24 protein-coding genes are annotated in these 25,276 nt (G+C 64.6%); 13 read left to right on the top strand and 11 right to left on the bottom strand.

Annotated elements, in window-relative coordinates:
* Positions 1 to 57 precede the first annotated feature (57 nt).
* Genes FPB55_RS10255 through FPB55_RS10240 form a run of 4 tightly spaced genes read left to right on the top strand, consistent with a single transcriptional unit; the run spans position 58 to position 5,193 of the window.
* Positions 58 to 513 (top strand): (2Fe-2S)-binding protein, encoded by a 456-nt coding sequence (locus tag FPB55_RS10255; RefSeq protein WP_009686563.1) that lies wholly within the window; start codon positions 58 to 60, stop codon positions 511 to 513.
* Positions 513 to 2,762: a molybdopterin cofactor-binding domain-containing protein gene (locus FPB55_RS10250; RefSeq protein ID WP_144188113.1), complete on the top strand. Its 2,250-nt coding sequence runs from the start codon at positions 513 to 515 to the stop codon at positions 2,760 to 2,762. Before FPB55_RS10255 ends, FPB55_RS10250 begins: the two co-directional genes overlap by 1 nt.
* Positions 2,763 to 2,779: 17 nt before the next feature.
* Positions 2,780 to 4,123, top strand: coding sequence for a cytochrome c (locus FPB55_RS10245; RefSeq protein WP_144188111.1), 1,344 nt, complete (start codon positions 2,780 to 2,782; stop codon positions 4,121 to 4,123).
* Between the two features lie 50 nt (positions 4,124 to 4,173).
* Positions 4,174 to 5,193 carry an XdhC family protein gene (locus FPB55_RS10240; protein WP_047149645.1) on the top strand — a complete coding sequence of 340 codons (1,020 nt, stop codon included), beginning with the start codon at positions 4,174 to 4,176 and terminating at the stop codon, positions 5,191 to 5,193.
* A gap of 21 nt (positions 5,194 to 5,214) precedes the next feature.
* Here the strand turns inward: FPB55_RS10240 and FPB55_RS10235 are convergent, their stop codons facing one another.
* From FPB55_RS10235 to FPB55_RS10225, 3 genes are all read right to left on the bottom strand, one after another.
* On the bottom strand, positions 5,215 to 6,003 hold the full coding sequence (locus FPB55_RS10235) for a transporter substrate-binding domain-containing protein (protein WP_054903951.1): 789 nt from the start codon (positions 6,001 to 6,003) through the stop codon (positions 5,215 to 5,217).
* 242 nt (positions 6,004 to 6,245) lie between these two features.
* Complete coding sequence (locus tag FPB55_RS10230) at positions 6,246 to 6,443, bottom strand: DUF1289 domain-containing protein (protein ID WP_029887314.1); 198 nt, start codon at positions 6,441 to 6,443, stop codon at positions 6,246 to 6,248.
* A gap of 7 nt (positions 6,444 to 6,450) precedes the next feature.
* Positions 6,451 to 6,768, bottom strand: a complete 318-nt coding sequence (locus FPB55_RS10225) for a hypothetical protein (RefSeq protein WP_009686556.1) — start codon at positions 6,766 to 6,768, stop codon at positions 6,451 to 6,453.
* A 314-nt stretch (positions 6,769 to 7,082) separates the two neighbouring features.
* Here FPB55_RS10225 and FPB55_RS10220 point away from each other — a divergent pair, with 314 nt between their 5' ends.
* Positions 7,083 to 8,831 (top strand): BCCT family transporter, encoded by a 1,749-nt coding sequence (locus FPB55_RS10220; RefSeq protein ID WP_047149647.1) that lies wholly within the window; start codon positions 7,083 to 7,085, stop codon positions 8,829 to 8,831.
* Between the two features lie 245 nt (positions 8,832 to 9,076).
* Here FPB55_RS10220 and FPB55_RS10215 read toward each other — a convergent pair whose 3' ends face one another.
* Positions 9,077 to 10,420 (bottom strand): OprD family porin, encoded by a 1,344-nt coding sequence (locus tag FPB55_RS10215; protein ID WP_054881132.1) that lies wholly within the window; start codon positions 10,418 to 10,420, stop codon positions 9,077 to 9,079.
* Between the two features lie 268 nt (positions 10,421 to 10,688).
* On the opposite strand from FPB55_RS10215, the gene FPB55_RS10210 reads away from it, so the two are divergent.
* On the top strand, positions 10,689 to 11,339 hold the full coding sequence (locus tag FPB55_RS10210) for a TIGR04211 family SH3 domain-containing protein (protein ID WP_054881133.1): 651 nt from the start codon (positions 10,689 to 10,691) through the stop codon (positions 11,337 to 11,339).
* 6 nt (positions 11,340 to 11,345) lie between these two features.
* On the opposite strand, the gene FPB55_RS10205 is transcribed toward FPB55_RS10210, so the two are convergent.
* Positions 11,346 to 12,278, bottom strand: a complete 933-nt coding sequence (locus FPB55_RS10205; protein WP_009686550.1) for a LysR family transcriptional regulator — start codon at positions 12,276 to 12,278, stop codon at positions 11,346 to 11,348.
* A 208-nt stretch (positions 12,279 to 12,486) separates the two neighbouring features.
* Here FPB55_RS10205 and FPB55_RS10200 point away from each other — a divergent pair, with 208 nt between their 5' ends.
* Positions 12,487 to 12,873, top strand: coding sequence for a VOC family protein (locus tag FPB55_RS10200; RefSeq protein ID WP_110679633.1), 387 nt, complete (start codon positions 12,487 to 12,489; stop codon positions 12,871 to 12,873).
* 41 nt (positions 12,874 to 12,914) lie between these two features.
* Positions 12,915 to 13,484, top strand: coding sequence for a hypothetical protein (locus FPB55_RS10195; RefSeq protein ID WP_144188109.1), 570 nt, complete (start codon positions 12,915 to 12,917; stop codon positions 13,482 to 13,484).
* A gap of 34 nt (positions 13,485 to 13,518) precedes the next feature.
* Here FPB55_RS10195 and FPB55_RS10190 read toward each other — a convergent pair whose 3' ends face one another.
* From FPB55_RS10190 to FPB55_RS10180, 3 genes are all read right to left on the bottom strand, one after another.
* Complete coding sequence (locus FPB55_RS10190) at positions 13,519 to 13,959, bottom strand: VOC family protein (RefSeq protein WP_144188107.1); 441 nt, start codon at positions 13,957 to 13,959, stop codon at positions 13,519 to 13,521.
* A gap of 67 nt (positions 13,960 to 14,026) precedes the next feature.
* A complete protein-coding gene (locus FPB55_RS10185) occupies positions 14,027 to 14,953 on the bottom strand; it encodes an alpha/beta fold hydrolase (RefSeq protein ID WP_009686546.1) in 927 nt (308 codons plus the stop codon).
* 152 nt (positions 14,954 to 15,105) lie between these two features.
* Positions 15,106 to 17,610: a UvrD-helicase domain-containing protein gene (locus tag FPB55_RS10180; RefSeq protein WP_144188105.1), complete on the bottom strand. Its 2,505-nt coding sequence runs from the start codon at positions 17,608 to 17,610 to the stop codon at positions 15,106 to 15,108.
* 184 nt (positions 17,611 to 17,794) lie between these two features.
* Here FPB55_RS10180 and FPB55_RS10175 point away from each other — a divergent pair, with 184 nt between their 5' ends.
* The 4 genes from FPB55_RS10175 to FPB55_RS10160 all read left to right on the top strand — a co-directional run bounded on the left by FPB55_RS10175 (position 17,795) and on the right by FPB55_RS10160 (position 21,262).
* A complete protein-coding gene (locus FPB55_RS10175; RefSeq protein WP_029887325.1) occupies positions 17,795 to 18,493 on the top strand; it encodes a pirin family protein in 699 nt (232 codons plus the stop codon).
* A 124-nt stretch (positions 18,494 to 18,617) separates the two neighbouring features.
* Entirely contained in the window at positions 18,618 to 19,535 is a 918-nt protein-coding gene (locus FPB55_RS10170; RefSeq protein ID WP_054903942.1) for an AEC family transporter, read from the top strand.
* A 32-nt stretch (positions 19,536 to 19,567) separates the two neighbouring features.
* Positions 19,568 to 20,179, top strand: a complete 612-nt coding sequence (locus tag FPB55_RS10165; RefSeq protein ID WP_054914184.1) for a cell wall hydrolase — start codon at positions 19,568 to 19,570, stop codon at positions 20,177 to 20,179.
* Positions 20,180 to 20,410: 231 nt separating this feature from the next.
* Complete coding sequence (locus FPB55_RS10160) at positions 20,411 to 21,262, top strand: CAP domain-containing protein (RefSeq protein ID WP_144188103.1); 852 nt, start codon at positions 20,411 to 20,413, stop codon at positions 21,260 to 21,262.
* Between the two features lie 34 nt (positions 21,263 to 21,296).
* Here FPB55_RS10160 and FPB55_RS10155 read toward each other — a convergent pair whose 3' ends face one another.
* Positions 21,297 to 22,271: a helix-turn-helix domain-containing protein gene (locus FPB55_RS10155; protein ID WP_144189615.1), complete on the bottom strand. Its 975-nt coding sequence runs from the start codon at positions 22,269 to 22,271 to the stop codon at positions 21,297 to 21,299.
* 105 nt (positions 22,272 to 22,376) lie between these two features.
* Between FPB55_RS10155 and FPB55_RS10150 the strand changes: the two genes are divergently transcribed.
* On the top strand, positions 22,377 to 22,988 hold the full coding sequence (locus tag FPB55_RS10150; protein WP_144188101.1) for a LysE family transporter: 612 nt from the start codon (positions 22,377 to 22,379) through the stop codon (positions 22,986 to 22,988).
* A gap of 41 nt (positions 22,989 to 23,029) precedes the next feature.
* On the opposite strand, the gene FPB55_RS10145 is transcribed toward FPB55_RS10150, so the two are convergent.
* Both FPB55_RS10145 and FPB55_RS10140 read right to left on the bottom strand, forming a co-directional pair.
* A complete protein-coding gene (locus FPB55_RS10145; protein WP_144188099.1) occupies positions 23,030 to 24,232 on the bottom strand; it encodes an MFS transporter in 1,203 nt (400 codons plus the stop codon).
* 104 nt (positions 24,233 to 24,336) lie between these two features.
* Entirely contained in the window at positions 24,337 to 25,242 is a 906-nt protein-coding gene (locus FPB55_RS10140) for a LysR family transcriptional regulator (protein WP_125854423.1), read from the bottom strand.
* Between the last annotated feature and the right edge of the window lie 34 nt (positions 25,243 to 25,276).

Raw genomic sequence — 25,276 nt, 5'->3', positions numbered from 1 at the left:
ATGTATTCCCCACCCGACATGACCCCGCGACAACAACCGATGACTGGCAGGTGAACCATGGAACTACGCATCAACCAGAAGACCTACCAGGTCGAGGCGGACGCCGACACGCCCCTCTTGTGGGTGATCCGCGATGACCTGGGGCTGACCGGCACCAAGTATGGCTGCGGCCTGGCCCAGTGCGGCGCGTGTTCGGTACTGGTCGACGGCAACGTGGTCCGTGCCTGCGTCACCCCGGTGGCCGGCGTGGTCGGCCGCGAGGTCACCACCATCGAAGCGATCGAAGCCGACCCGGTCGGCCAACGGGTGGTCACGGCGTGGGTCGACCACCAGGTGGCTCAGTGCGGCTACTGCCAGTCCGGCCAGGTGATGGCGGCCACCGCGCTGCTCAAGCACACGCCCAAACCCAGCGCCGAGCAGATCGACGCAGCCATGGTCAACCTGTGTCGCTGCGGCACCTACAACGCCATCCATGCCGCCATGCACGACTTGGCCCAAGGGGAGCAGGCCTGATGAACACACCCGTCGATACCCCTGCCGAACTGCTCGGCCTGCAGCGCGGCGAAACGGTCAACCTGTCACGCCGTCGCTTCCTCGCCGGCACTGCCGTGGGCGCACTGGTGCTGGGCTTCGGCCTGCCGGTGGGCGTGCCGCGGGTGCAAGCCGCCGCCGTGGCCACAGCAGAACGCGGCACCCAAGTGCCAGCGTTTCTGGAAATTCGCCCAGACGGTACGGTGCGCCTGCTCAGCCCGTTCATGGAAGGCGGCCAGGGCCCGTTCACCGCCATGGCCCAGATCGTCGGTGAAGAGCTGGACGTGGACCCCGCGCACTTCGTGGTCGAAAGCGCGCCACCCGGCGAAGCCTATGTGGTGATGGAAAACGGCATGCGGATTACCGGCGGCAGCATGTCGGTACGCATGAGCTACCCCACCATGCGCCGCCTGGGCGCCCTCGCCCGGGCCATGTTGCTGCAGGCTGGCGCCGAAAAACTGGGCGTGCCGGTGGCCGAACTGTCGAGCACCCCGGGTAACGTGGTACATACCACGAGCGGCCGCTCGGTGCCTTACGGCGAACTGGCCGGGCGGGCCATGGACCTGCCGGTACCCGACCCGGCCAGCGTCGAGCTGCGCGACCCTGGCCAGTTCCGCTGGATCGGCAAGCCGGTTCGGCGCCTGGATGCCTACGACAAATCCACCGGCAAAGCCCAATACTGCATCGACATCAAGGTGGACGGCATGCTCCACGCCGCGGTGCAGCATGCGCCGCGCCTGGGCATGACCGTTGGCAGCCTGCGTAACGAAGGCCAGGTCAAGGCCATGAACGGCGTGCACTCGGTGCATCAGTTGCCAGGGGCGGTAGCGGTGGTCGCTGAACGCTGGTGGCACGCCAAGCGCGCCGTCGAAGCCCTTCAAGTCGATTGGCAAGAGCCCTCCGCCGACAGCACCCTGCGGGCGATGCCGGCTGATTTTTCCAGCGACGGCTGGCGCGAGCACCTGGCCACGGTCGATGGCCCGGCGCGCGATGAAGAAAACGAAGGCGATGTAGCGGGTGCCTTGGCCAATGCCAAGACCCGGGTCGAGGCCAGCTACCACAACCAGTACCTGAACCATGCCCAGCTGGAGCCACCGTCGGCCCTTGCCCGCTTCAATGCCGATGGCACGCTGGATGTCTGGCTGCCCAACCAGGCCCCGGACATGTTCCGTGACGACATCGCCCAACGCACCGGCCTGCAAACCAGCCAGATCAACCTGCACTCGCCACTGTTGGGCGGCTTCTTCGGCCGCCATTTCCTGTACGAATCGGCCAACCCCTACCCGCAGGCCATTGCCCTGGCCAAGGCGGTGGGCCGGCCAGTCAAACTGATCTGGAGCCGCGAAGAAGAGTTTCTGCGTGATGTACTGCGCCCGGTCGCCGTGGTGAAGTTCCGCGCTGGGCTCGATGCCGACGGCCTGCCGGTGGCCATCGAAGCGGTCAGCGCCACCGAAGGCCCGACCGAGGCCCTGGCGGGCAAGCAGGGCGACAAGGTCGACCCCACCGCGCTTGAGGGGCTGTCGGGCAAGGCCTATGCCATCGCCAACAAACGCATTGCCCAGGTCTATGTCAAAGGCCCGGCCATGCTCGGCTACTGGCGCTCGGTGGGCAACTCGCTGAACGACTTCTTCTATGAGTCGTTTCTAGACGAACTGGCCGACAAAGGTGGCAAGGACCCGTTCGAACTGCGCCTGCACCTGCTGCGCGACAACCCCCGGCTGACCACCCTGCTGAACGCGGTCGCCGACTTGTCCGGGGGCTGGAAGCGCGGGCCGTTCACCGCCGAAGATGGCAGCAAGCGGGCCCGTGGCTTGGCCATGGCCTCGCCCTTCGGCTCGCACGCTGCCGTCATCGCCGAAGTGTCGATGGAGAACGGCCAGGTCAAGGTGCACGATATCTGGCAGGCCATCGACCCCGGCAGTATCGTCAACCCGGCCATCATCGAGCACCAGGTCAATGGGGCGGTGGCGTTGGGCCTGTCGCAGACGCTGGTGGAAGAAGCGGTGTACGTGGATGGCAAGCCGCGCGCGCGCAATTACGACCTGTACCCGATCCTGCCGCCTTCGCGCATGGCACGGGTACATGTGCGCATTGTCGAAAGCGGGGCGAAAATGGGCGGCATTGGCGAACCGCCACTGCCCGCAGTCGCGCCGGCAGTGGCCAACGCGGTGGCGCAACTAACCGGCCAGCGCGTACGCAGCCTGCCAATGAGCCGCCACACCTTCAGCTGACGCACGAGGATTGCCCCATGACCCATCGCTTCGCAAGAACCGCTGGTTGGCTGGCGCTGCCGTGCCTGATCGCGGCGGGCCTGCTGGCCTGGTATGTCACCCGCGAGCCCGCTTCGCCGTTCACCGACGCGCAGGCGGACACCGCCGCCGCAGCGCTGGTCAGCCGTGGCGAATACGTGGCCCGGCTCAGCGACTGCGTCGCCTGCCACAGCCTGCCAGAGGGCCAACCGTTCGCCGGCGGGCTACAAATGGCCACCCCGCTGGGGGCCATTCATGCCACCAACATCACCCCCGATCGCGACACTGGCATCGGCGCCTACAGCCTGGCGGACTTCGACCGCGCCGTGCGCCACGGCGTGGCACCCGGTGGCCGGCGCCTGTACCCGGCCATGCCCTACCCCTCGTACGCCAAACTCAGCGATGACGACGTAAAGGCGCTGTATGCGTTTTTCATGCACGGCGTGCAGCCGGCCAAGCAAGCCAACCTGCCCAGCGATATCCCGTGGCCGCTGAACCTGCGCTGGCCCATTGCGCTGTGGAACGGCCTGTTTGCCCCGACCGCGCCGTACACCGCCCAGGCGGGGCAGGACGCGCAGTGGAACCGAGGTGCCTACATCGTCCAGGGCCCTGGCCACTGCGGCAGTTGCCACACGCCGCGTGGCCTGGCGTTCAACGAAAAGGCCCTGGACGACAGCGGCACAGCGTACCTGGCCGGGGCATTGCTCGATGGCTGGTATGCACCGAGCCTGCGTGCGGACCACAACACCGGGCTGGGGCGCTGGAGCGAAGCTGAAATCGCCCAGTTCCTCAAGACCGGCCGCAACCGCCATGCCGTGGTATTCGGTTCGATGACCGAGGCATTCAACAACTCCACCCAGTTCATGACTGACGACGACCTGGCCGCCATCGCCCATTACCTGAAGTCGCTGCCCGGTGACCCTCAGCGCGATGGCGCGCCCTGGCAGTACCAGGCGGTGTCGGCTGCCGAGCGGCTGGACGCCCCCGGGGCGCACACCTACGTGACCCGCTGCGCGTCGTGCCATGGCCTGGACGGCAAGGGCCAGGCGCCATCGATGCCACCACTGGCCGGGGCTACATCGGCTTTGGCCAAAGAAGACGCGTCGGCGATCAATATCACCTTGAACGGTTCACAGCGGGTAGTGTCTGCTGGAGTGCCTGATGCTTACCGTATGCCGGCCTTTCGCGAGCAACTGGGGGACAAGGAGATCGCCGAAGTGCTGACGTTCGTGCGCTCGGCCTGGGGCAACCAGGGCGGCGCGGTGGACGCGCAGGCGGTAAGCAAGTTGCGCGGGCACACCGACCCGGCCAGCAGTAGCCCCATCATCTTGCATATGCGCTGAAGGGGGCATGCCTGAGCCAACCTTCTCGACAGTGTTGTAACGGAGTTTCCATGGAAAGCATCGACCTGCTGGTGCTGCGCACCACCCGCGACTGGCTTGCCGGCGGCCACCGCGCCCTGCTTGCCACGGTCGCCCGTACGTGGGGCTCTTCACCGCGCCCGGTCGGCTCGATGATGGCGCTGCGCAGCGATGGCCGGGTGGTTGGCAGCGTATCCGGTGGCTGTATTGAGGACGACCTGATCCACCGCTACACCAGCGCCTATGGCGGCCCCGGCATGCCCAGCGGCCAGCCGCAGGTGGTGCGCTACGGCGTCAGCGCCGACGAAGCCCACCGTTTCGGCCTGCCCTGCGGCGGCACCCTTGAACTGGTGCTGGAGTTCGCGCCCGCGTTGTCGCACCTGGAACAACTGCTGGCCAGCCTGGACAGCGGCAACCTGATGTGTCGCGAACTCGACTTGCACACGGGTGCTGCCAGCCTGGTTGCCACCGCTACCCCACAACTGTTCAGGTTTGATGGCCAGCGCCTGTGCAGCACCCTTGGGCCTGGTTACCGCCTGCTGCTGATCGGTGCTGGCGCCCTGGCCGAGTACCTCGCAACCATGGCCCTGTTCAACGGTTTCAGTGTCTCGTTGTGCGACCCGCGCCCGGAATACACGGCAGGCTGGAGCATCCCCGGCGTTACCCTGCTGCCAGGCATGCCAGACGATGTGGTCCGTGCCTTCAAGGCGGATGTGCGCAGCGCCATCGTTGCCGTCAGCCATGACCCGAAGCTGGACGACCTGGCCTTGCTCGAAGCCTTGCACAGCCCGGCCTTCTACATTGGCGCCATCGGCTCGCGACGTAACAGCCAACTGCGCCGTGAGCGGCTAATCGAGCATTTCGGCGAAAGCGAAGCGTCGCTGCAGCGTTTGCATGGGCCGATAGGCATCTATATCGGCAGCAAGACCCCGGCGGAAATCGCCGTCAGCGTGATGGCCGAGCTGCTGGCGGCAAAAAATGATGTGCATTTGCCTGGCGCGGTCAACGTCAGCAACGCCAAGGAAGCCGAGCAGCTGGCCCACGCGCTGTAGCAACGGCCTGCGCACGGCCTGTCATTGCCATTGCTCCATGTTCTGCTTCAACAACTGCTGCGGCAGGGCTCCGCCCACGATCCTGGCCATTTCCCGGGCCAGTGCTGCGCGCAGCTGTGGTTGGTTGCAGGGTGAATTATGCGAAATGGCCAGGTACAACCCTTCACTGGAGACCGGTGGCTGCAGTACCTGCACGGCACCGCCAATACCCAGTGTGCGCGCCAGGGCCATGCCTGGGTACTGTTCGTAAACCACGTAGGCACTGCGCTTGTGCACCAGTTTTTCGAACGCCTGGCGAGCAGTGGGTACCGCTTCGAGCGTGAGATGAGCCTGCGCGTACTCATCGAACTGCTGGCCATGGCTGTTGTTCACCAACGTACCGCCCTTGCGGCCCTTCAGGTCCGCCCATTGCCGGTAGGCAAAGGCGTCACCCTGGCGCACCCAGACCACGCTGGGGGTGGCCAGGAACGGTGGCTCGATGAAGTCCATGTGCTGTTGCCGCGCCTCGGTGCGAAAGTACCCGGCCAGAAGGTCGATCCGACCAGTGCGCACTTCTTCCTGCGCGCGTGACCACGGCCCCGCGTAAACCACGTCGATCTCCAGCCCGAGCTGCTTGCCCAGGTGCTTGAGCAAATCGGCATTGGCACCCATCAACTGCTGCGGGTTGCGCGGATCGCGCCACAGGTAAGGCGGGTATTCCGGGTTACCGGTGGCGGTCAGCCGCCGGCATGTGTCATCGGCTACCGCCGCCAGGGGCAGCAGCATCAGGCACAACAAGGGCAAGGCGTGGCGCAGGCAACGCTTGATCATCAACGACCCTCGGCAGTTGTAACTTCGCCGCCCCGCTGGGTGACCAATGGCTTGAGCAATGCTGGTCGGCTGCATCAGGTGTGGGGCTGCATACAGTCTGGACCATCAGAGGCCGACTAGCGGACCTTTTATGGGCAAAAAAAGGAGTGCGGCCCATCGCCGGCAAGCCGGGCTCCCACAGGAAGCAGTGCAGACCTCAAGCTTTGCGCCCCCTGTGGGGGCTGATGGGCTGCCAGCAGGGCCTAACTGACCTGCCGCTTGGCCGCCTTCTTGGCGATGGCCTTCATGCGCGTGGCCGCCCGCTGCACGGTCGCCATCTTCTCGGGGCGCTTCATGCCCCGCCATTTGCGGATTTCCTCGCGGGTACGACCGCAGCTCACGCACAGCTCACTGTTGAGCTGGCACAGCGAAACGCAGGGGTTGTCGATGTCTTTGGCCATATGCCGTTCAGCCGGGCAATTCAGCCCGCGCGCGCGCGCCAGCATCCTTGAACACTTTGCTCACTTCATCGGCCTTGACCTTGTTGACCGAGTAGGCGGCCACCAGCTCGTCGACAACGCGTAGGCCTTGCTCCAAGGCCGTCTGCAATTGGTCGGCGTCGCAAGCGTCAGCGATATCCCCAAGGTAAGGCGCGATGAGGTAAACGTAACGGTCTTGCAGCTTGAGCGCTTCCAGCGCATCGAGAGCATGCTGGAACCGCTCGGCTGCGGCAGGGCTCATGCTCAGTTTATCGAAATGAATCAGGCTCACACGGTCAGTGGCCATTATTACGAATCTCCGTTTCCTGGTACGGCCGGGCCCGCACGCGACAGCGCTTCTACGGTGCTTGATGTGCGGCCCCGGGTAATGCTCACCAGCGTACCAGAAGCCGAGACAGAAAGGGCCAATGCCCCCAGAACTAAAAGTATTTGCCAAGTCGCGCAAGGGCAGCCCCAGGACGCTATCGGGACAGGTGCCGGCGCCGACCGCGCAGGATAATCCCGCCAGCACTCCACCCGGCCGAGGCGCCAACGCCCTCGGTAGCTCACACAACTACAAGCCTGCACGAACAGGCAAGCCACACAGGGGCCTCAGCATTCATGGTAAAGGAACACATCAACGAAACACTTGACCTTGGCGTTACCGACCCCTCGAAAACCGCAGAAGCCCGCCAGGACCGGCGCTTCGAGGGCAAGCTGGACTGGGTGGTCTTCGGTTTCACCAGCATCCTGGCCATCGCTTTCGTGCTTTGGGGCTTCATCAACCAGGCCAGCCTGGCGCGCAGTGCCTCCACCGCTCAATCGTGGGTCATTCTCAACTTTGGCTGGTTCTTCGTACTGACCTCCACCCTGTTCGTGGTGTTCGTGCTGTGGCTGGCCGCCAGCCGTTACGGGCGGGTACCGCTTGGCCGTGATGGCGAACAGCCAGAGTTTCGCACGGTGTCCTGGGTGGCGATGATGTTCAGTGCCGGCATGGGTATCGGCCTGATGTTCTTCGGCGTGGCCGAGCCGCTGTCGCACTACGTGTCACCGCCGCCCGGCTCGGCCAGCGGGCAGACCAGCGAAGCGATGCAGGTCGCCATGGCGACCACCCTCTTCCACTGGACCTTGCACCCTTGGGCCATGTACGCCATCGTCGGCCTGGTCATCGCCTACGGGACCTTCCGCCGGGGCCGCTCACAGTTGATTTCCGCGGCCTTCCGGCCGTTGATCGGCAAGCACGCCAACGGCCCGCTTGGCCGGCTGATCGACATGATGGCAATCTTCGCCACGCTGTTCGGCTCGGCGGCCTCGCTGGGCCTGGGCGCCCTGCAGATCGCCGGCGGGTTGGAATACAACGGCTGGATCGAGAGCCCCGGCAAGCTGTTCTACATCTCCATCATCACCCTGCTGACCATCGCCTTCGTCTCGTCGGCGGTATCGGGCATCGGCAAGGGCATCCAGTGGTTGTCCAACATCAACATGGTGCTGGCCCTGGTGCTGGCGCTGTTCGTGTTCATGGTCGGGCCGACCCTGCTCATGCTGAACCTGCTGCCGACCTCGCTCGGCATCTACATCAAGATGCTGCCGGAAATGATGGCCCGTACCAACGCCAGCGGTGGCGAGCAGATGAACAGCTGGCTGGCCGGCTGGACAGTGTTCTATTGGGCCTGGTGGATTTCCTGGACGCCGTTCGTGGGCATGTTCATTGCCCGCATCAGCCGTGGCCGCACCATCCGCCAGTTCGTTACCGGCGTGCTGCTGGTGCCGAGCCTGGTCAGCCTGGTGTGGTTCACCATCTTCGGCGGCGCGGCCGTCGATGCCCTGCGCGAAGGTGCTTTCCAGCTGGCCAACGGGGCAGTCAACAGCAACCATGCGTTGTACCAGTTGCTGGACAGCTACCCACTGGCCTCTGCGACGTCAGTGCTGGTGATGGTGCTGGTGGGCATCTTCTTTGTCTCGGGCGCCGACGCAGCGTCGCTGGTGATGGGCACGCTGTCGGAGCACGGCACCACCGCACCTTCGCGGCGCACGGTGATCTTCTGGGGCGCGCTGACCGGGACGGTCGCGGCCATCATGTTGGCGATCGGCGACCCACGGGACCCTGGCGAAGCGCTGACCGGGCTTCAGAACCTGACGATCGTGGTGGCCCTGCCGTTTGTGGTGGTGATGGTGCTGCTTTGCCTGGCGCTGTACCGCGACCTGCGCAAGGACCCGATGATGCTGCGCCAGCTGCGCGGCAACGAGCTGATCGAAAAAGCCGTGCTGTATGGGGCGGTGAAGCATGGCGAAGAGTTCTATATCGTGGTGCAGGAGAAAAAGGCGTCGGTCAAGACGGCGCAGGCTGCGAGCGAAACCGCAGACACCTGAACCCGCGCAGCGGTAACGGCTACTGCCCAAAAAAAAGCGCCCCACAGGGTAATGCCTGTCAGTTGACCGTTACTGGGGCTGCTTTGCAGCCCTTCGCGGGCACGCCCGCTCCCACAGGTTTGGCGCTGAACTCAAGAACTGCGCGATCCCCTGGACTGCCCCAAATTACTTAACTGACTTGCATTGCCCAAGGGGCGCAAAACATTCACCCAAACCAAAGGAGCTGGAAAGCTACCAAGGTGAATTCACAGGATCGACAGTGGGTACTCGACGATCAGCCGCACTTCGTCCAGGTCCGACTCGAACGCCGTGGCGCGGGTGGTGGCCTGGCGTACGCGCAGCGCCAAGTCCTTGGCCGCACCGCTCTGCACCACGTACTTGACCTCGATATCGCGCTCCCAGCGTTTCTGATCGGTCAGCGGGTTGCCATCGGCACCCCGGCGCATATATACGGCGTTGGCGTTGCTGTAGTCCGCGTCGCTACCTTTGCCGTAGCGGGTCATGAACGACAACCCAGGCACGCCATAGGCCGCCATGTTCAGGTCATAGCGCAGCATCCACGAACGCTCCTTGGGCGAGTTGAAGTCGCTGTACTGGATGGAGTTGTCGAGGAAGATCGAGTCGGCCTGGCGCAAGTAATCGAAGTCGTCGTCGCCATTGTTGCGCTGGTGGGTGAGCGCAAGGGTGTGGGCACCGAAACGCACGCCCAGCTTGGCACTCCAGATATCGTTGTCGAAAGCACCCAGGCGCTGGCGCCCCTCGTCCACGGCCTTGTAGTAATTGAAACCGCCAATCAGCGCCAGTTGCTCGCCAAGCGGCCAACTCAGGCTGGTGCCGGCGTAGTACTGGTTCCAGACATCCTTGAGCCGGCTGCTGAACAGGCTGACACTGGCATATTCGTTGAGGGTGTAGTCGCCGCCGCCGTAGGCGATCCAGGGCGAGTCCACCGGGCCGCCGTAGAATGTGGCGAAGTTTTCCCGCATGCCGCTGGACATGGGCTGGCTCATGGCATGCAGGCGCCCCGCCTGCAAAGTCAGGTCCTTGATGCTGGTGTTCTCCAGGGTCACGCCCCGAAAGCTCTCGGGCAACAGCCGTGAGTCGCCTGCGGCGACCACCGGGTTAACCGGAAACACATCGCCCACCTTCAATACCGTATCGAAGAGGCGCACCTTGGCCGCGCCGCCAACCTTGGTGTATTCATCGCGCGCCTGGCCGTCATGGTCTACCGGCAATACATCGAACGAACTGCGCCCGCCGTTACGGCCGCCGCCGGTATCGAGCTTGAGGCCGAGCATGGCAAACGCGTCCACGCCGATACCGACCGTGCCTTCGCTAAAGCCCGACTCGAAGCGGGCGATCACGGCGTGAGCCCAGGCCTCGGAGTAGCCATTGTCAGCCGCTTTGCGCGGGTTGTGCGTGGGCGCTGCAGCGTCGCGGTTGTCACGGTTGAAGTAGAAGTTGCGGTTGAGCACATCGAGGGTGCTACCTTCGATGAAGCCGTCCGTGTTCTTTTCGGCGGCCAGTGCCTGGCCACCGACGCTGGCCAAGGCCAGGCATGCAGCCAGTTTAAGGGGGTATCTGCAAGTCATCGGATGCTCCTTGAACGTCGCATTTGTTTTTATGTCGGCGTTGCGAGATTGCCCCTCGGCAGATAACGCCAGGATGATCCCCGCATTACAATTGCGTCATCGGCGGCGCCCCGGCACGGCTTGGGCGCTGCAACATCCTGCAGACATTTCCGACGCCAGGCAGTGAACCTGCTGACAAAAAAAAGGTCATTCGCTGACGGTCAACTCACCGACCGGTTCATCGGCCCAGTCACCGGCCTACTTTTTCTCCGTTGCAGCGAAGACCAACATGCCCGATTCCCGCCCAACCGCCTCCGCCCTCCCTGCCCTGCGCGGCAGCCTGATCGCCGCCCTGCTGGCGCTTGCCGCACCCGTGCATGCCGAACAGCCCGCCAGCGACGCACGCTGGGTCAGCGACAGCCTGAGCACCTATGTGCGTAGCGGGCCGACCGACGGCCATCGCATTGTCGGCACCCTCAAGTCCGGGCAAAAGCTGACCCTGCTTGGCAGCCAGGGCAAGTACAGCCAGGTGCGCGGCCAGAATGGCGACGTGGTGTGGATCCTCAGCGATGACCTGCAGGCGGTTCCCGGCCAGAACGAACGGCTGCCGCTGCTGGATGCGCAGGTGACAGAGCTCACCGGCCAACTGAAGACCATCGACGACAGCTGGAAAAACCGCGTGCAGGGCATGCAGGAAACCCTGGACTCCCGCAAGAAGCTGATCGATGAGCTGGAGGCACGCAACAAGGCGCTCAACGAGCAATACGACCAGAGCCAGTCGGAGCTGCGCGACACCCAGGCGCGCCTGGGCGATGAGAACAAACAGGTGATGATGCGCTACATGGTCTACGGTGGCAGCATCGCCGGCGCGGGCCTGCTGGCGGGGCTGATCCTGCCGGCGCTGACCCGCGGGCGCAAGAAGAATGACCGCTGGTTCTGAACGGCGTCAGGCACCGCGCTGCGACTGCAGATCTTGGAACTTCGCCAGCTCTTCGCGGCAGAACGCCACGAACAACTGCGCCGGCTTGGTCAGCTGTACACGCTTCAACCAAGCCGCGGCCAGCCCCGACAGCGCCACCGGCTCGGTGATGTCCAGCATGACCAGGCGCTGGCCGTCGTAGGTGTAGGGCGAATGCGGCCGGGTGACCAACAGCGAAAACCCGAACCCCTGCCCGACCATGCCGCGCACCATCTCGATCGAGGGCGAACTGAAGACGATGTTCGGCGTGAGGCCCAGTTCGTTGAACAGGCTGACGAAGTAAGTACGGCTGGGCGCCACGTCCAGCAAGATCATCGGCTCCGGGCACAGGTCGCGCAGCGAGACCTGGCCCTGGCTGGCAAAACGGTGGTTCTCCGGCAGCAATACGTACGGTTTTTGCGGCGGCATCAGCGGCTCGGCCTCGATGGTGCCATCGAGGTCGTGATCATAGAGAAACGCCAGGTCGAAGCTCCCTGCGGTCAGGCCCTGGATCAGGTCCTGCTGCTCGCCGTCGCGCAGGCGGATATCCACGCCAGGGTAGCGCTGGCGGAAACCGGCAATCAGCCGTGGCAGGTACAACGGCGCCACGGTTTCGAAGCAACCGATATCGATTTGCCCGGCCACGGTGTCATTGTCGGCCAGGGCGTTTTGTTCGAACTCATGGGCCATTTGCAGCAGCGACTTGGCCTTGGCGTAAAAGCGCTTGCCGCTGGGCGTCAACGACACACCCTGAGCATGGTGGCGGATGAACAACTGCACCCCGAAGCTTTCCTCCAGGCCTTTGATGGCCGTGGAAATCGACGGCTGGGCGATGTAAAGCTGGCGCGAAGCCTCCGCCACGCTACCGGCTTCTACCGTGGTGACGAAGTACTTGAGTTGTCGCAGGGTATAGGCAGCCACGCTTACCTCTCTGGCGCCGGCCTGGGCGCACGGGAATCGGGATCATGGCTGACACTTTACCCCCGCAGGCGCCCGGGCGGTGGCTGGCGGATCAAGCATTTGCCTATGGCTTGAGCAGGTTTTCCCTGGGTAGGCTCAAGCGCACTGGTCAAATGGCCCTCAGCGTCTTTACTAATGCTTATCGACCCTAGGCATACGGTGTGCACTCATGAAGATCGTCGTCACCAGCATCCTCGTCGACAATCAAGCCAAAGCCCTTGCTTTCTACCATTACGTACTCGGTTTCGAGCCCAAGCAGGACATCCCCATGGGCGACCACCGCTGGCTGACCCTCACCTCGCCCAACGACCCCAACGGCGTTGAGTTGCTGCTGGAGGCGTACGACAGCGAACAGGCCCAGGCCAACCATGCGAGACTCAAGAAAGCCGGTACCCCTGCCACCTCCTTCGCCGTGCGTGACATTCAGGCAGAGTATGCCCGGCTCTGCGCCGCCGGCGTCCAGTTCACCCAGCACCCTACCAACAAGGGGGCGGTAACCGTCGCGGTGTTCGATGACACCTGCGGCAACCTGATCCAGATCGCACAGAAGCACTAACCCCATGCCGCTATGGCACTGCGCAACAATAAGGAAAACAGATGCGCCACGAATTCAGCGAAGTGCTCAATGACGGTGTCGACTACTTTCTGCTTGGCGATATCCAGTTGCTCGAACGGTTCAAGCAGGACCAGCAACTGCCCGATGACCTGGCCTACGCCTTCACCCATGACGACAGCGGCGACCAAGCCGTGAGTGAAGGTGTGGTGCTGCCACTGGCCGGGGTCGATAACCTGCCGTACCGCATTCTGTTCACCCTGGACAACCACACACCAGCGCTGCGCGAAGCTGGCAGCCGCCTGAAGCACCAGCGCAACGGCTATGTACTGCGCGTCGAGCACGGGGCGCTGATGCTGTATACCTGGCGGATCCTTCAGCACTTCACGCCCAAGACGCTGGGTGACTTCTTGGCGCGCTACCAGGTACCGGGGCGGCCGATCATCGAGCTGGACAATGGCTGGTATGACGTGGAGGTGCTGGCCGGCGCAGTGGTGCGCGACGCCTTGTACGAGCCAGCGTTCGAGTTCGTGTTGAAAAAGCGCTGGAACCGGGGCCGGCCGGCCACCGTGGACACTGGCTACGCGTTCGGGCTGCGCGGCTATCACGACTGATGGTTGCCTGCCCCGGTGTGCGGCGCCGCCAGGGTTAAGCCCCGAGGGGGTGCACCGCTGCCACTGGCGCTATCGGCCCCTTAAGCTCGACCTGGTTGCCATCCGGGTCGTAGCAGTACAGCGACGGCCCTTCGCCTTCGGCACCGTAGCGTTTCTCGGCAGGTTCCACCTGCACCCCCGCCGCTTGCAGGTAGGCCAGCAAGGCGGGCTCATCGAATGGCTCGATACGCAGGCAGAAATGATGCAGGTTGCGCCCCTCGGCGCCCGGCGCCGCACCACCGGTTCGCCCCAGCGGCCCGTCCAGCGTAACCAGGTCGATCATCGCCGTGCCCGTGGCCAGGTGCACCATGCCCAGGTCATCACGCACGCGGCTGACCGAACAGCCAAGCAGGTCGGTATAGAACGCCACGCTGCGCGGCAGGTCCCTGACCCGCAGTACCAGGTGGTCGATGTGCTGGATGGCGAAGGGTCGCATGGCGGGCTCCTGCTGGCCTGGGGGTGTACCACCATAGCGCAGGACACCAGGCCATCACCAGCACTCGCTACTCATTCACCAGGCGTTGCAGCATGCCCCCTTCGTGCCGCGCGATGATGCGCAGCAGTTGGTCGGCCAGCGCCCGGTCCGGCGCATCCAGGTGGAAATGATGACCGCCCGGGTGCCAGGACACCTTCGCATGGTCGGGCAAAGCTGCCTGGCGCTGGCTGAACGCATCGCCGGAAAATGCCCCCTGGCGGCCGAACATCAGGTACAACGGGCAGCGGATCTGGCTGAGCAGGTCGCACGCTTCGCGCTCGGTCAGCGGCATGGGTTCGGGCAGCACCAGCCGCGGGTCGTGGCGCCAGCAATAGCCCTCGCCCAGTTGCAACAGGTCGCGCATGGCCAACAAGCGGGCGGCGCCTTCGGACAGCTCGGTGTCCAGCCGCTCGCGGCGTTGCGCCAAGGCGGTGTCGAGGTCATCGAAGCGGGCGGCGCCCGGCTCGCCGAAGCCCGCTAGCTGGCTGCGCTGCACCATGCGCTTGAGCCGATAGGCCCGCGCCAGGTGCTGCACGCGGTCATCCTCGGCGACGGTGAACGGTGCCCCCATACCGTCGAGGAACGTCATGCTGGCGATGCCGCTGGTCATGGCCGCAAGCAGCGACGCCACCCCCGTGCCCATGCCGTGGGCCAGTACATGGAATTGGCTCAGGCCGAGGCTGTCGGCAACCGCCAGCATGTCCTCGGCGTGCTCCCACAGGTAATAGCCACTGTCGTGCCGGCGATGGTCGGAACGCCCATGGCCGACCAGGTCGGGGGCCACGACGAAACAGTGTTCGAGCAGCGGTGCCAAGCGGTCGAACGAGGCTGCATTGTCCAGCCAGCCATGCAAGGCCAAGACCGGCATGCCGTCCTCCCGGCCCCAGCAGCGCACCGCGATTTCGATGCCATTGTTGTCCAGCAAGTAATCCTTGGGTGTCGACGATGAACGCATGGGTAGCTTCCTGACTAAGGCCTGGCAAGGCCGCGACACCCCTACCTTGGCGCGATGCCGGCAGCCGCGTTGGTGCCGGGCCGACACTTGCATAGGCCAGACCGACACCCCTCAGCTGAACGGCGCCCCTTGCTCGCCGGCCACAGCGCCCTTCACTGCCCGCGCAGGTCCTCGAAGAATGCCTGCCGGCCATCGACCCGTGCAGACGCCCTTGGCGCCACTGCCGCTTCGCCGCTGGCGGCCTCGACGTGCCAATAGCAGTGCTGCACGGCTCGGGTCACTGCCACGTAGGCCAGGCGCTGCACTTCTTCCTTCTGCGCGGTATCGAACGGCTGGGCGTCTGCGGCCTTGCCCAACCCGGCCTGGCGGTAGACCTGGTTCTTGTAGGGGGAGCTGGTCAGGTACTGGCAGTCGCCGAGCATGAACACCGCGTCGGCCTGCAGCCCCTTGGCACTGTGGTAGGTCAGCTGGCGCAGCCGGCGTTGCTCGGCCGGCAGCGCGGCCTCGGCTTGCACCACGCTTTGCAGGTGCTCGCTCATCAGTGCCCGGTCGCTGCCCTTGCGGTACAGCATCATCACCGTCTCGCCGCGCTGGTAGTGCTCCATCAGTGTCTGGCCCAAGGCTGCCTCATCCCGGTCGAAGACCTTGACCGGCGAGCCCGGCAATTGCGCGGCGGGGCCGCTGGCGCGGGCCTTCTTGCCGGCAATTGCCGGGGTGCCCTTGACCAGGTGCTCGGCGGCATCGATCACCTGTTGCTGGCAACGGTAGTTATCGACCAGCATCACGCGGGTGTTGGCCGGTGCAGCAAAGGCCTTGGTGAATTCCATGAAGTACTTGGGTGAACTGCCGCGCCAGCCATAGATCGACTGCCAGTCGTCGCCCACGCACAGCAGTGACGAATGCTGGGCATGCCGCCCGGTGTGCATGGCCGGGCCGCGTCGGCGTATTTCGCGCAAACTCGCACGCAGCCAGCTGACGATCTGTGGCGACACGTCCTGGAACTCGTCGATCATCAGGTGCGCCAATGGCCGCAACAGCGGGTCGGGTAGCAGGCGCAGGTTTTCCGGGTTGTTTTCGCCGAACAGGGCGAACATGCGGTTGTAGCTCATCACCGGTGGCGACAGGCCCAGCAGGTGCGCTTCCAGGGCTTTCCAGTACAAGGCCAGGGCCTCGAAGAACAGGGCGTCGCTGTCACCGCTGGGGAAACTCATCGACGCCACGGCCGTGTTCACCTCAAGGCCAAGGTTCTCGATGAAATTGGCAGCCCCCACGAACGCATCCAGCAGTGGCGCCGCCGCCAGCTCGCCCTTGACCTTGTACTCGAAGCCAGGGCCCGCCACGGCATCACCGGCCAGCGACGCTGCCAGGCGCCGAGCCATGGCGTAGTTGTCGAGCCAGATCAGCGGCCGGTCGCAGAACGCCTGCAACAAAGTGCGTTTGACCGCCCACTCACCGCGTACCGCCAGCTTGGCGCCAGGGCGCTGGTACTGCGCGCTTTCCGTCGGGTCGAAGCCGAGCACCAACAACGGCCCGCCCCCCGCCAGGCGCCCATGCACATGAAACCGGCTGCCACGGATCTCGACGGTATCGCGGCACGGTTCGATACCTGTGATCGGCCAGGCGCCGGCAGCGAACCAGAGGTCCTCGATCACATCACACAGCTCTTCGTCGCGCTGCGCAGCCAATTGCGTAACCTGGGCGCGTTTTTGCACCTCGGGGTTGTTCGGGTCCAGGGGTTTGAGCTGCAAGGCTTCGCTTCGCAGCAAGCCGACCAGCTCGGCAAAGCGTGGGCTTTCATGCAGCACGCGGCTGTAGCACTGGTTCAGTTGCTGGCGTTGGGCGTCATTCAAGCGCAGGTCGAACGGGTTGCTGTCGGCCTCGGCTTCGCGCCCGGCTGGCATGTCGCTGCCCAGCGTTTCGAAAGCACGCAGCTGATCAAAACCCGGCAGGCTGCGCACCAGCGGCAGAATGCGTGAATGGAAGGTCCGCACCAGCTCGCGCGCCTGCGCCGGTTGCAGGTTGATCTGCCACATGGCGAACACCTGCACCAGGCGCTTGATGAAGTCTTTGCGCGACTCGCGGGTAAAGGTGACCACGGTCATCGCGTCCAGCTCGTAGCCCAGGTAATGGCGCAACAGCAGGATGCGCAGTACCAGCGACGTCGATTTGCCCGCGCCCGCGCCGGCCACCACGCAGGTAGACGGGGTGTCGCTGAAAATCAGTTTCCATTGCGCAGCGCTGGGTTGCGCTTCGGCGGGCAGGCGCAGGGCCACATCGGCCTTGAAGCGTTTTTTCAGTTCAGCCGTCAGCGGCAGGCGCCAGTCGTCGAAGAGGTTGTCGTCGCAGCCAGGCACGGCAGCATCCTCGGGGCGGCTGTCGCGGATCACCAGCACCTGGCGCCCGGCCTCGTAGCCGGCTTCCCGGCCACGCTCGAAACCATCGCGCACACCCTCGGCATGACCCCTGCGTTGCCCGCTGGCATGGCCCTGGAACCATGAGTCCCGGTGCTGCGCCTGCAGGCGGGTCAGGCAGTGCCCCAGCAGGCGCGCCGCCACACGGCGAAACCAGGGCAACTGGGCGGGCGGGGTAAGGTCGGCTGGGGCATGGGGTAGCTCTTGGGCCACGGTCACTCCTTGCTGAACAGAAACAATGGGCATGTTCGCCGCATCGACCCAAAATGGCCAGCGAATGCTTGCAGATCAGGGGATTAGGCGATGAAGCGGACAAGTGCTTGCAGGTTATAGAACCACTAATTCGATTGTTTTAAGCCAATATTTACGCTTATTTTCGATGTTTCTTTGGCGCATCATGGCCTCATCCACTGATTCAAGGAGCGCGACCATGCTGCAACTTCGTTCGTTCGATAGCCTCGGCCATGCCAACCACGGCTGGCTCGACGCCCACCACCATTTTTCCTTTGCCGAGTACTACGACCCAGCGCGCATGCACTGGGGCAACCTGCGGGTCTGGAACGATGACCTGATCGCGGCCGGCAGCGGCTTCCCACCGCACCCACACCGCGACATGGAAATCATCACCTATGTGCGCGAAGGCGCGATCACCCACCAGGACAGCCTTGGCAACAAAGGCCGGACCGAGGCCGGTGATGTCCAGGTGATGAGTGCCGGTACCGGCATCGTGCACAGCGAGTACAACCTGGAAGACGTCGATACCCGTATCTTCCAGATCTGGATCGTGCCGGAACGCACCGGTGAAGCACCGCAATGGGGTAGCCGACCATTCCCCAAAGGTGAACGTGGCGAAGGCTTCGTGACCCTGGCCAGCGGCCGCGCCGGCGATGAAGACAGCCTGCAGATCCGCACCGATGCACGCCTGGTGGCTGCCACCCTGAAAGCGGGTGAGACCGCCGAATACCGTTTCGATGCCGATCGCCGGGGGTACCTGGTACCCGCCAAGGGCCAGGTGGAAGTCAACGGCCTGCGGGTCGAGGCGCGTGATGGTGTGGCCATCGAGCAGGAGCAGCTTCTGCGCGTGACCGCCATCGAAGACAGCGAGATCGTGCTGGTGGACGTGGCCTGACCTTCACCCGGCAGGCTTGGTGGTCAGCCGGGCTGTCGTTTTCAGCAGCGAGTGCAGTCAATACCGTTTCACAAATCGTTGCGTAGCCGTAGTCTTTGCCGGTACCCGACCACGGAACGTTGATATGCTGCAGTTGCTGCTGACCACCCTGCTCCCGATCATTCTGCTGATTGCCCTGGGTACTTTCCTGCGCCTGCGGGGGTTTCTGGCCGAAACCTTCTGGCCTGGCGCTGAACGCCTGAGCTACTACGTACTGCTGCCAGCGCTGTTCCTGCATGGCCTGGCCACCGCCAACCTGGAGGGTGTGCCGGTGCTGGGCATGGTCGGCGCGCTGATGCTTTCCACCTTGGCGGGCGCGGTGATGCTGGTGCTCTACCAAGGCATGGCAGACCACGAGGGTGCCGATTTCACCTCGGTGTTCCAGGGCGGTATCCGCTTCAACAACTACATTGGTGCCACCCTGGCTGCCGGCCTCTACGGCAGCGCCGGCATAGCCCTGGCCGCGGTTGCCAACGCGGCCATCGTGCCCCTGGTCAACCTGCTCTGCGTGCTGGTGTTCGCCCGCTTCAGCGCCCGCCACAGTTCGCCAGCAACCGTGCTGAAGGCGATCTTCGCCAACCCGCTGATTGTCGGCTGCGCGGGTGGCCTGCTGCTGCGCTTGACCGGGCTGGGCCTGCCGCCGGGCATCGAGCCCACGGTCAAGGCCCTGGGCCAGGCTGCCCTGCCGCTGGGGCTGCTGTGCGTGGGGGCAGCGCTGGGCGGCGCCCGCCTCGGCCAGCAGGCGCGGCCATTACTGGCGGCTTCGGCGTTCAAGTTCCTGGTCATGCCCGTGACCACCTGGGGCCTGTGCCGGCTGCTGGGCCTGGGCGGCCAGGCCGCCGTGGTGGCGGTGCTGTTCCAGGCACTGCCGACAGCCTCGTCCTCCTACGTAATGGCGCGGCAAATGGGCGGCAATGCCCCGTTGATGGCCACCATCATCGCCCTGCAAACCGTGGCCGCCGCCGCCACCCTGCCTTTGGTATTAATGCTTACGCTTGGCTAGACTGGCATCAGCCCACCGTTCGGAGTTCGACCATGCGCTTTTCGTGGATGCTGATCGGCCTGACCACCGCCCTGCTTGCCGCCCCCTTGCACGCTGCCGACCCCGCCAAAGCCGCCGTGGCCGAGGGCAAGGCCGAGGCCCTTGAAGAAAAAGTGGTCGAGGCAGCGCCCCCGCCCAAGCCCGCCGAAAAGTTGACCCCGAGCGAAGCGCAGGCCGTGGACCCGGCTGGCAAGGCACCGCTGGATGACAGCCTTACCTGCCTGGCGCGCACCCTTTACTGGGAAGCCAAAGGGGCCGATGCCAAAGACATGGCCGCCGTGGCCAGCGTGGTGCTGAACCGCCTGGGCCAGGATGGCTTTCCGGATACCATCTGTGGTGTGGTCAAGCAGGGCGTTGAAAGCAAAGCCTGCCAGTTTTCCTGGTGGTGCGACGGGCGCCCCGACCAGGTCGAGGAGCCGCAGCGCTACGACGTTGCCAAGGAAATTGCGCGCAAAGCCCTCAACCAGCAGTTGCAGGACTCCACTGGCGGCGCGCTCTACTTCCATGACCGCAGCGTGCATCCAGCCTGGGCCAAGGCTTATCGCCGAACGGCCAAGACCACGCACTTTTTGTTCTACAAACCCAACCAGGCGTTGGCCCGCTGACAAGGCACGTGTTAGCGCGCACTGCCCTGTCACCCGACTTGTCGCCGGCTTTTAGGTTTGTTTGCCCAAGCTTCGCACTTTTGCGGCGGGCAATGGTCTACCTCCCTTCGTGTACCGCCGGCACTGTTTGCCGGCGTTTTATTTGCCTTGCACCCGCCTGGGCCAAAAGCCCCGAGCTTGTGTAGGATGAGCAGCGCCTACCACGCCGCTGCCAGTCATAGGGAGATACACATGCGCGTGCTGTCATCCGTTGCCGCCTTGTCGCTTGGCCTGTTGATTTCGACCGGGGCATTGGCCGTTACCGGCGAAGAAGCGCAACTGATCGCGTCGATCAATGCCTACCGCAGCCAGGCCCAACCTTGCGATGGCGAGGCATCGCTGGAACTGCCACCGCTGAACAGCGATACCCGCCTGGCGCTGTCGCCGGAGGGCACCCGCGATCTGCAGCAGGCCATGACCCGGGCGGCCTACCCTATGGTCAATGTGCAGGCCATCAGCCTGTCGGGGCCGCGCGATGCGCCTGCGGCCATGCATGCCATCGAGGAAAGTTTCTGCCAGGTGGTGCTGGACCCGCAGTTCGTCGACATTGGCGTCAGCCAGGAAGGCCGCGATTGGCGTATCGTGCTGGCCCGGCCACTGCTCAGTGGCCGCCTCGGTGACTGGCAAGCCGAAGGGCAGAAAGTGGTGGAGGAAATCAACGCGGCCCGCAAGGTGGCCCGGCAGTGTGGCGGGCAACCCTTCGCTGCCGCCCCGCCGTTAAGCTGGAACACGGTGCTGGCGGGGGCTGCCGCGAACCACACGCGGGCCATGGCCAACCAGAATTTCTTCGACCACATCGACAAGGATGGCCGCACCCCCGGCGACCGGGCGGAGCTGGCCGGCTACCTGTATCAGCAGATCGGCGAGAACATTGCCGCTGGGCGTGACACTGCGCACAAGGTGGTCGAAGGCTGGCTGGACAGCCCCGGGCACTGTGCCACGTTGATGAACCCCGAGTTCCGCGACCTGGGGGCTGCCTACGCAGTGGACCCGAAGAGCGATGCGGGCATCTACTGGACCGCACTGTTCGGCACACCACAGTGAATTCGAGCCCCCTTGCAACCCTGTCAGGCGCGCTTCAGCCCTGGTGTGTAGCTGCACGCAGCTCGAGCGCGGTACAGCCAAACCGCGCCCGCAGGCATTTGCCCAGGTAACTGGCATCGCCCAGGCCGACTTCATCGGCAATCTGCGCCAGGCTGTGGGTGGAGTTGAGCAAGCGCCAGCGTGCTTGCTGCAGGCGCATTTCGCGCCACCAGGCCTTGGCACTCAGGCCATGACTGGCGTGAAACTGCCGGTCCAGCTGGCGCCGGCTGATGCCCAACGCTGCCGCCAGTTGCTCCACTGCCAGCGGCGCCCCCAGGTGATGGCGCATCAGTGCCTGCGCTTTCTGCACCTGGCGCCCCGGCCCGCTGCCCGGCTCCAGAGAGCGCAAGGCATGGCGGCTGTCGCGGGTTTCATCCACCAGCATGTCGGCCAAGCCCTTGAGTGCCCGCGTGCGACCGCAGGCACGTGACAGCAGCGCGACAGCCAGGTCGATGGCCGCCGTGCCACCGGCGCAGGTAATACGGTTGCCATCGATGCAGTACAGTTGCTCAGGCAGTAGCTGCACATGCGGGAACGCCGCCCGGAATTCGGCTTCGTGGCGCCAGTGCACCACCACCTTGTGCCCGCGCAACAAGCCGCACGCCGCCAGCAGGAAAACACCATTGTCGACCCCGACCAATTTGACGCCCGCCTTGCTGGCGCGCTTGAGCAAAGCCTGGTAGCGCGGTGCAAGTGCGGCGGTGGCCATGGCATTGCGCCCGCCGAACAGCACCAGGTAGTCGAAACTGGCCAGCTCGAGGTCGCCGGCCACGGCCTCGACCTGCAGCACTGCACCGCTGCTGGAAGGCACCGGTTCACCACCCAGCCCCGCCACCGTCCAGCTGCAATAACGCTGCTGGCTGTAGTCCTCGTCATCGGCGCTGAAGCGCAACTTGTCGAGGAAGGCGCCAAACGGCAGCAAGGCAAAATCCGGTAGCGGCAAGATCAGCAAGCGAATATCGGGATGCACGGTATTCACGTCCAGAAAGTACCATCGAATGTCCGAATATTACCCTGCCAGCGCCACCATTGCGCCCTAGACTGGCGCCCTGTTCATCACATGGCGTTACCCGGCATGAACCTCGACACATGGCTCATCTACCTGCTGGCGAGCATCGGTTTGTCGCTCACCCCAGGCCCTAACAGCCTGCTGGCCTTGACCCACGGCGCCCTGTATGGGGCCCGGCGAACCCTGTTCACCATTGTCGGCGGCGTGTTCGGCTTCAGCGCGCTCATCGCCCTGGCGATGTTCGGGCTTGGTGCATTGCTCCAGGCCTCGGCGTCGGTGCTTGGCGTACTGAAATGGCTAGGGGGTGCCTATCTGGTCTGGCTAGGTGTGCAGCTGTGGCGCAGCCCAGGCCTGCAGTTGGAACTCAATGCGGGCAACGCTGGGCTGAACAACGCAGGGTTGTTTCGCCAAGGGCTGCTGTCGGCCATGGCCAACCCCAAGGTGCTGCTGTTCTACGGCGCGTTCCTGCCACAGTTCATCGACCCACAGCGCGGGCTGCTGTTGCAGTTCGTGGTCATGGCGACCACCTTCGCCAGCGTCGAGTTTCTGGTCGAATACCTGCTGGCGCGGCTGGCGTACCGCGTTCGGCCCTGGCTGAGCAAAGCAGGCAAAGGCTTCAATCGCTGCTGCGGGGGCTTGTTCGCCCTGATTGGCGTGGCCTTGCCCTTGAGCCGCTAGCCCCTGGCACAGGCAGGCCACTGCCACTGGCGTTGCAGCGCCTATCGAGCCTGGCGTGCCTGGAAAACGAAGACCAGCAGCGCCAGCCCCGGCAAGGCGGCGCCCACCAATGCCACCCCTGCCCAACCAAACTGGCTGAACAGCGCACTGGCCACTGCCGAACCCAGCGCTCCGCCAAGGAAGATGCTGGTCATGTACACCGCATTCAAACGCCCACGGCTGGCCGGGTCCAGTGCATACACTTCACGCTGGCCGATCACCATGTTCATCTGCACCGCAAAATCCAGCAGCACACCCGTCAGGCCCAGGCCGATCACGCTGTAGCCGGGCACCGTCAAACCCAGCAGCAAGGCGGCCGGCGCCAGTAACAGCGCCAGCAACGACCCCGCCCGGGCATGCCCGGCATCGGCCAGGCGGCCGGCAATGGGTGCCGCAACCGCACCCACTGCGCCGACCAACGCGAACAAGGCAATCTGGCTTTGCGACAGGCCATGCCCTGCAGACAGGGCCAGTGGCACCGCCGTCCAGTAAAGGCTGAATGCGGCGAACATCAAGGCCTGGTACAGCGAGCGCTGGCGCAGCAGTGGGTAACGGCGCAGCAAGGTGAGCAGCGACAGCATCAGCCCTGCGTAACTGGCCTTGTGCTCGGGCCGACGCTGCGGCAGGGTCGACGCCAGCAGCAGGATGATCGCCAACATCACCCCGGCAGCGCCGATGAACACCGCACGCCAGCCGAAGTGGTCGGCCACCAGGCTGGACAACGGCCGGGCCAGCAGGATGCCCAGCAGCAACCCACCCATGATGTTGCCCACTACCCGACCGCGCTGGTGCTCGGGCGCCAGGTGCGCCGCCAGCGGAATCAGCATCTGCACTGCCACTGAACTGAAGCCGATCAGCAGGGCGTAACCCAGGAACAACTGCCCCTGGCCACTGCCACTGGTACCTGCCAACAGCAGGCTGATGCAGGCCAGAACGGCGGTGGCCACCATCAGACGACGGTTTTCCAGCAAGTCGGCCAACGGTACCAGCAACAACAGGCCCAAGGCATAGCCGAGCTGGGTGAGGGAAACGATCAGGCTGGCATGTTCGGTAGACAGCCCCAGGTCCGGGGCGATCAGCCCCACGATGGGTTGGGCGTAGTAGATGTTGGCGACGATAGCGCCGCAGCAGAACGCCAGGAGTACCACCAGGGCCCGGCTCAGGCCGGCAGTGGCCGGTTGCGCTGACGCGACGGAAGGGTTCATGCGAGGTTCCTCGACAAGGTATGGGGATGACGGCCACCTTACCTGCGGGCAGCGGCGCCGAGAATTGGGCAGCTACGCAACGCGCCTTTGCGTATAGCGCAACGCTAGCGGCCAGTTTTCAGCACATTTTCGCAAAAACCGATGAAAGCGCTGACCCGTCGCGAACCCCGGTGGTTGGGCAGGTACAGGGCGTTGATACAGTCGTTGGCGGTGCCAGGGTTGGCTTGCCATTCAGGGAAGAGGCGCTGCAGCCGACCGCCTTCAACGTCTTCGCGTACCAGCCAGTCGGCCAGCAATGCAATACCGCTGCCCGCCAGCGCCGTTTCGCGCAACATGTCGGCGTTGGCACTGCGCAGCGGCCCGCTTACGTCCAGCTCCAGGCTTTCCTGGCCACAGGTCAGCCGCCAGGGCCGTGCTTTTTGCCCGTAGCGAAAACGCAGGCAGGGGTGTTCAAGCAACTGCCGGGGATGCAGGAGCGGCCCGCGCTCGGCCAGGTAGCCCGGGCTGGCGACCAGCCAGCGTTGGAAGCGGCCGAGTGGGCGGCACACCATTTCATCGCTGGGCGCTGGGTCACCCAGGCGGATCGACAGGTCATAACGCCCGTCGAGCAGGTCGTCGATGCGGTCGCTAAGGTCGATGTCCAGCTCCAGCGCCGGGTGGCGCGCCAGAAACGGCCCCAGGTGCGGGGCGATGACCCGCCTGCCGAACTCCACCGGCAAGCACAGGCGCAGCACACCGACCGGTTCCTCACCGCGGTCCGAGATGCTGGCATCGGCCTCGTCCAGCGCCTCGAAGATGCCTCGGGCGCGCTGGTAGTAGCGCGCGCCTGCCTCGGTCAGACTGACCTGGCGCGTCGAACGATTGAGCAAGGTGGCACCCAGCGCCGACTCAAGGGCATCGACCAGGCGCGTCACCGATGAGGTCGCCACCCCCAGCCGGCGTGCAGCCGCTGAAAAACCCTGGGCATCGACGGTGGCCACGAACATTTTCATCGCCAAAAGTTTGTCCATGTCAGGCCGTCCTCGAAAAATCGCAAAGGTCTAA

The sequence above is a fragment of the Pseudomonas sp. BJP69 genome, assembly GCF_007633355.1.
Classification (GTDB): domain Bacteria; phylum Pseudomonadota; class Gammaproteobacteria; order Pseudomonadales; family Pseudomonadaceae; genus Aquipseudomonas; species Aquipseudomonas juntendi.
The sequence above is the reverse complement of the archived record's forward strand: the minus strand, read 5'-3'. Positions and strand labels throughout refer to the sequence as shown.

Bases quoted from the DNA above. Each gene is read 5' to 3' on its own strand.
- FPB55_RS10240 (WP_047149645.1), top strand. From the start codon at position 4,174: ATGGAAAGCATCGACCTGCTGGTGCTGCGCACCACCCGCGACTGGCTT.
- FPB55_RS10175 (WP_029887325.1), top strand. From the start codon at position 17,795: ATGCTGCAACTTCGTTCGTTCGATAGCCTCGGCCATGCCAACCACGGC.
- FPB55_RS10235 (WP_054903951.1), bottom strand. From the start codon at position 6,003: ATGATCAAGCGTTGCCTGCGCCACGCCTTGCCCTTGTTGTGCCTGATG.
- FPB55_RS10170 (WP_054903942.1), top strand. From the start codon at position 18,618: ATGCTGCAGTTGCTGCTGACCACCCTGCTCCCGATCATTCTGCTGATT.
- FPB55_RS10225 (WP_009686556.1), bottom strand. From the start codon at position 6,768: ATGGCCACTGACCGTGTGAGCCTGATTCATTTCGATAAACTGAGCATG.
- FPB55_RS10245 (WP_144188111.1), top strand. From the start codon at position 2,780: ATGACCCATCGCTTCGCAAGAACCGCTGGTTGGCTGGCGCTGCCGTGC.
- FPB55_RS10145 (WP_144188099.1), bottom strand. From the start codon at position 24,232: ATGAACCCTTCCGTCGCGTCAGCGCAACCGGCCACTGCCGGCCTGAGC.
- FPB55_RS10220 (WP_047149647.1), top strand. From the start codon at position 7,083: ATGGTAAAGGAACACATCAACGAAACACTTGACCTTGGCGTTACCGAC.
- FPB55_RS10200 (WP_110679633.1), top strand. From the start codon at position 12,487: ATGAAGATCGTCGTCACCAGCATCCTCGTCGACAATCAAGCCAAAGCC.
- FPB55_RS10255 (WP_009686563.1), top strand. From the start codon at position 58: ATGGAACTACGCATCAACCAGAAGACCTACCAGGTCGAGGCGGACGCC.
- FPB55_RS10195 (WP_144188109.1), top strand. From the start codon at position 12,915: ATGCGCCACGAATTCAGCGAAGTGCTCAATGACGGTGTCGACTACTTT.
- FPB55_RS10190 (WP_144188107.1), bottom strand. From the start codon at position 13,959: ATGCGACCCTTCGCCATCCAGCACATCGACCACCTGGTACTGCGGGTC.
- FPB55_RS10210 (WP_054881133.1), top strand. From the start codon at position 10,689: ATGCCCGATTCCCGCCCAACCGCCTCCGCCCTCCCTGCCCTGCGCGGC.
- FPB55_RS10165 (WP_054914184.1), top strand. From the start codon at position 19,568: ATGCGCTTTTCGTGGATGCTGATCGGCCTGACCACCGCCCTGCTTGCC.
- FPB55_RS10185 (WP_009686546.1), bottom strand. From the start codon at position 14,953: ATGCGTTCATCGTCGACACCCAAGGATTACTTGCTGGACAACAATGGC.
- FPB55_RS10250 (WP_144188113.1), top strand. From the start codon at position 513: ATGAACACACCCGTCGATACCCCTGCCGAACTGCTCGGCCTGCAGCGC.
- FPB55_RS10230 (WP_029887314.1), bottom strand. From the start codon at position 6,443: ATGGCCAAAGACATCGACAACCCCTGCGTTTCGCTGTGCCAGCTCAAC.
- FPB55_RS10150 (WP_144188101.1), top strand. From the start codon at position 22,377: ATGAACCTCGACACATGGCTCATCTACCTGCTGGCGAGCATCGGTTTG.
- FPB55_RS10180 (WP_144188105.1), bottom strand. From the start codon at position 17,610: ATGCCCATTGTTTCTGTTCAGCAAGGAGTGACCGTGGCCCAAGAGCTA.
- FPB55_RS10140 (WP_125854423.1), bottom strand. From the start codon at position 25,242: ATGGACAAACTTTTGGCGATGAAAATGTTCGTGGCCACCGTCGATGCC.
- FPB55_RS10160 (WP_144188103.1), top strand. From the start codon at position 20,411: ATGCGCGTGCTGTCATCCGTTGCCGCCTTGTCGCTTGGCCTGTTGATT.
- FPB55_RS10215 (WP_054881132.1), bottom strand. From the start codon at position 10,420: ATGACTTGCAGATACCCCCTTAAACTGGCTGCATGCCTGGCCTTGGCC.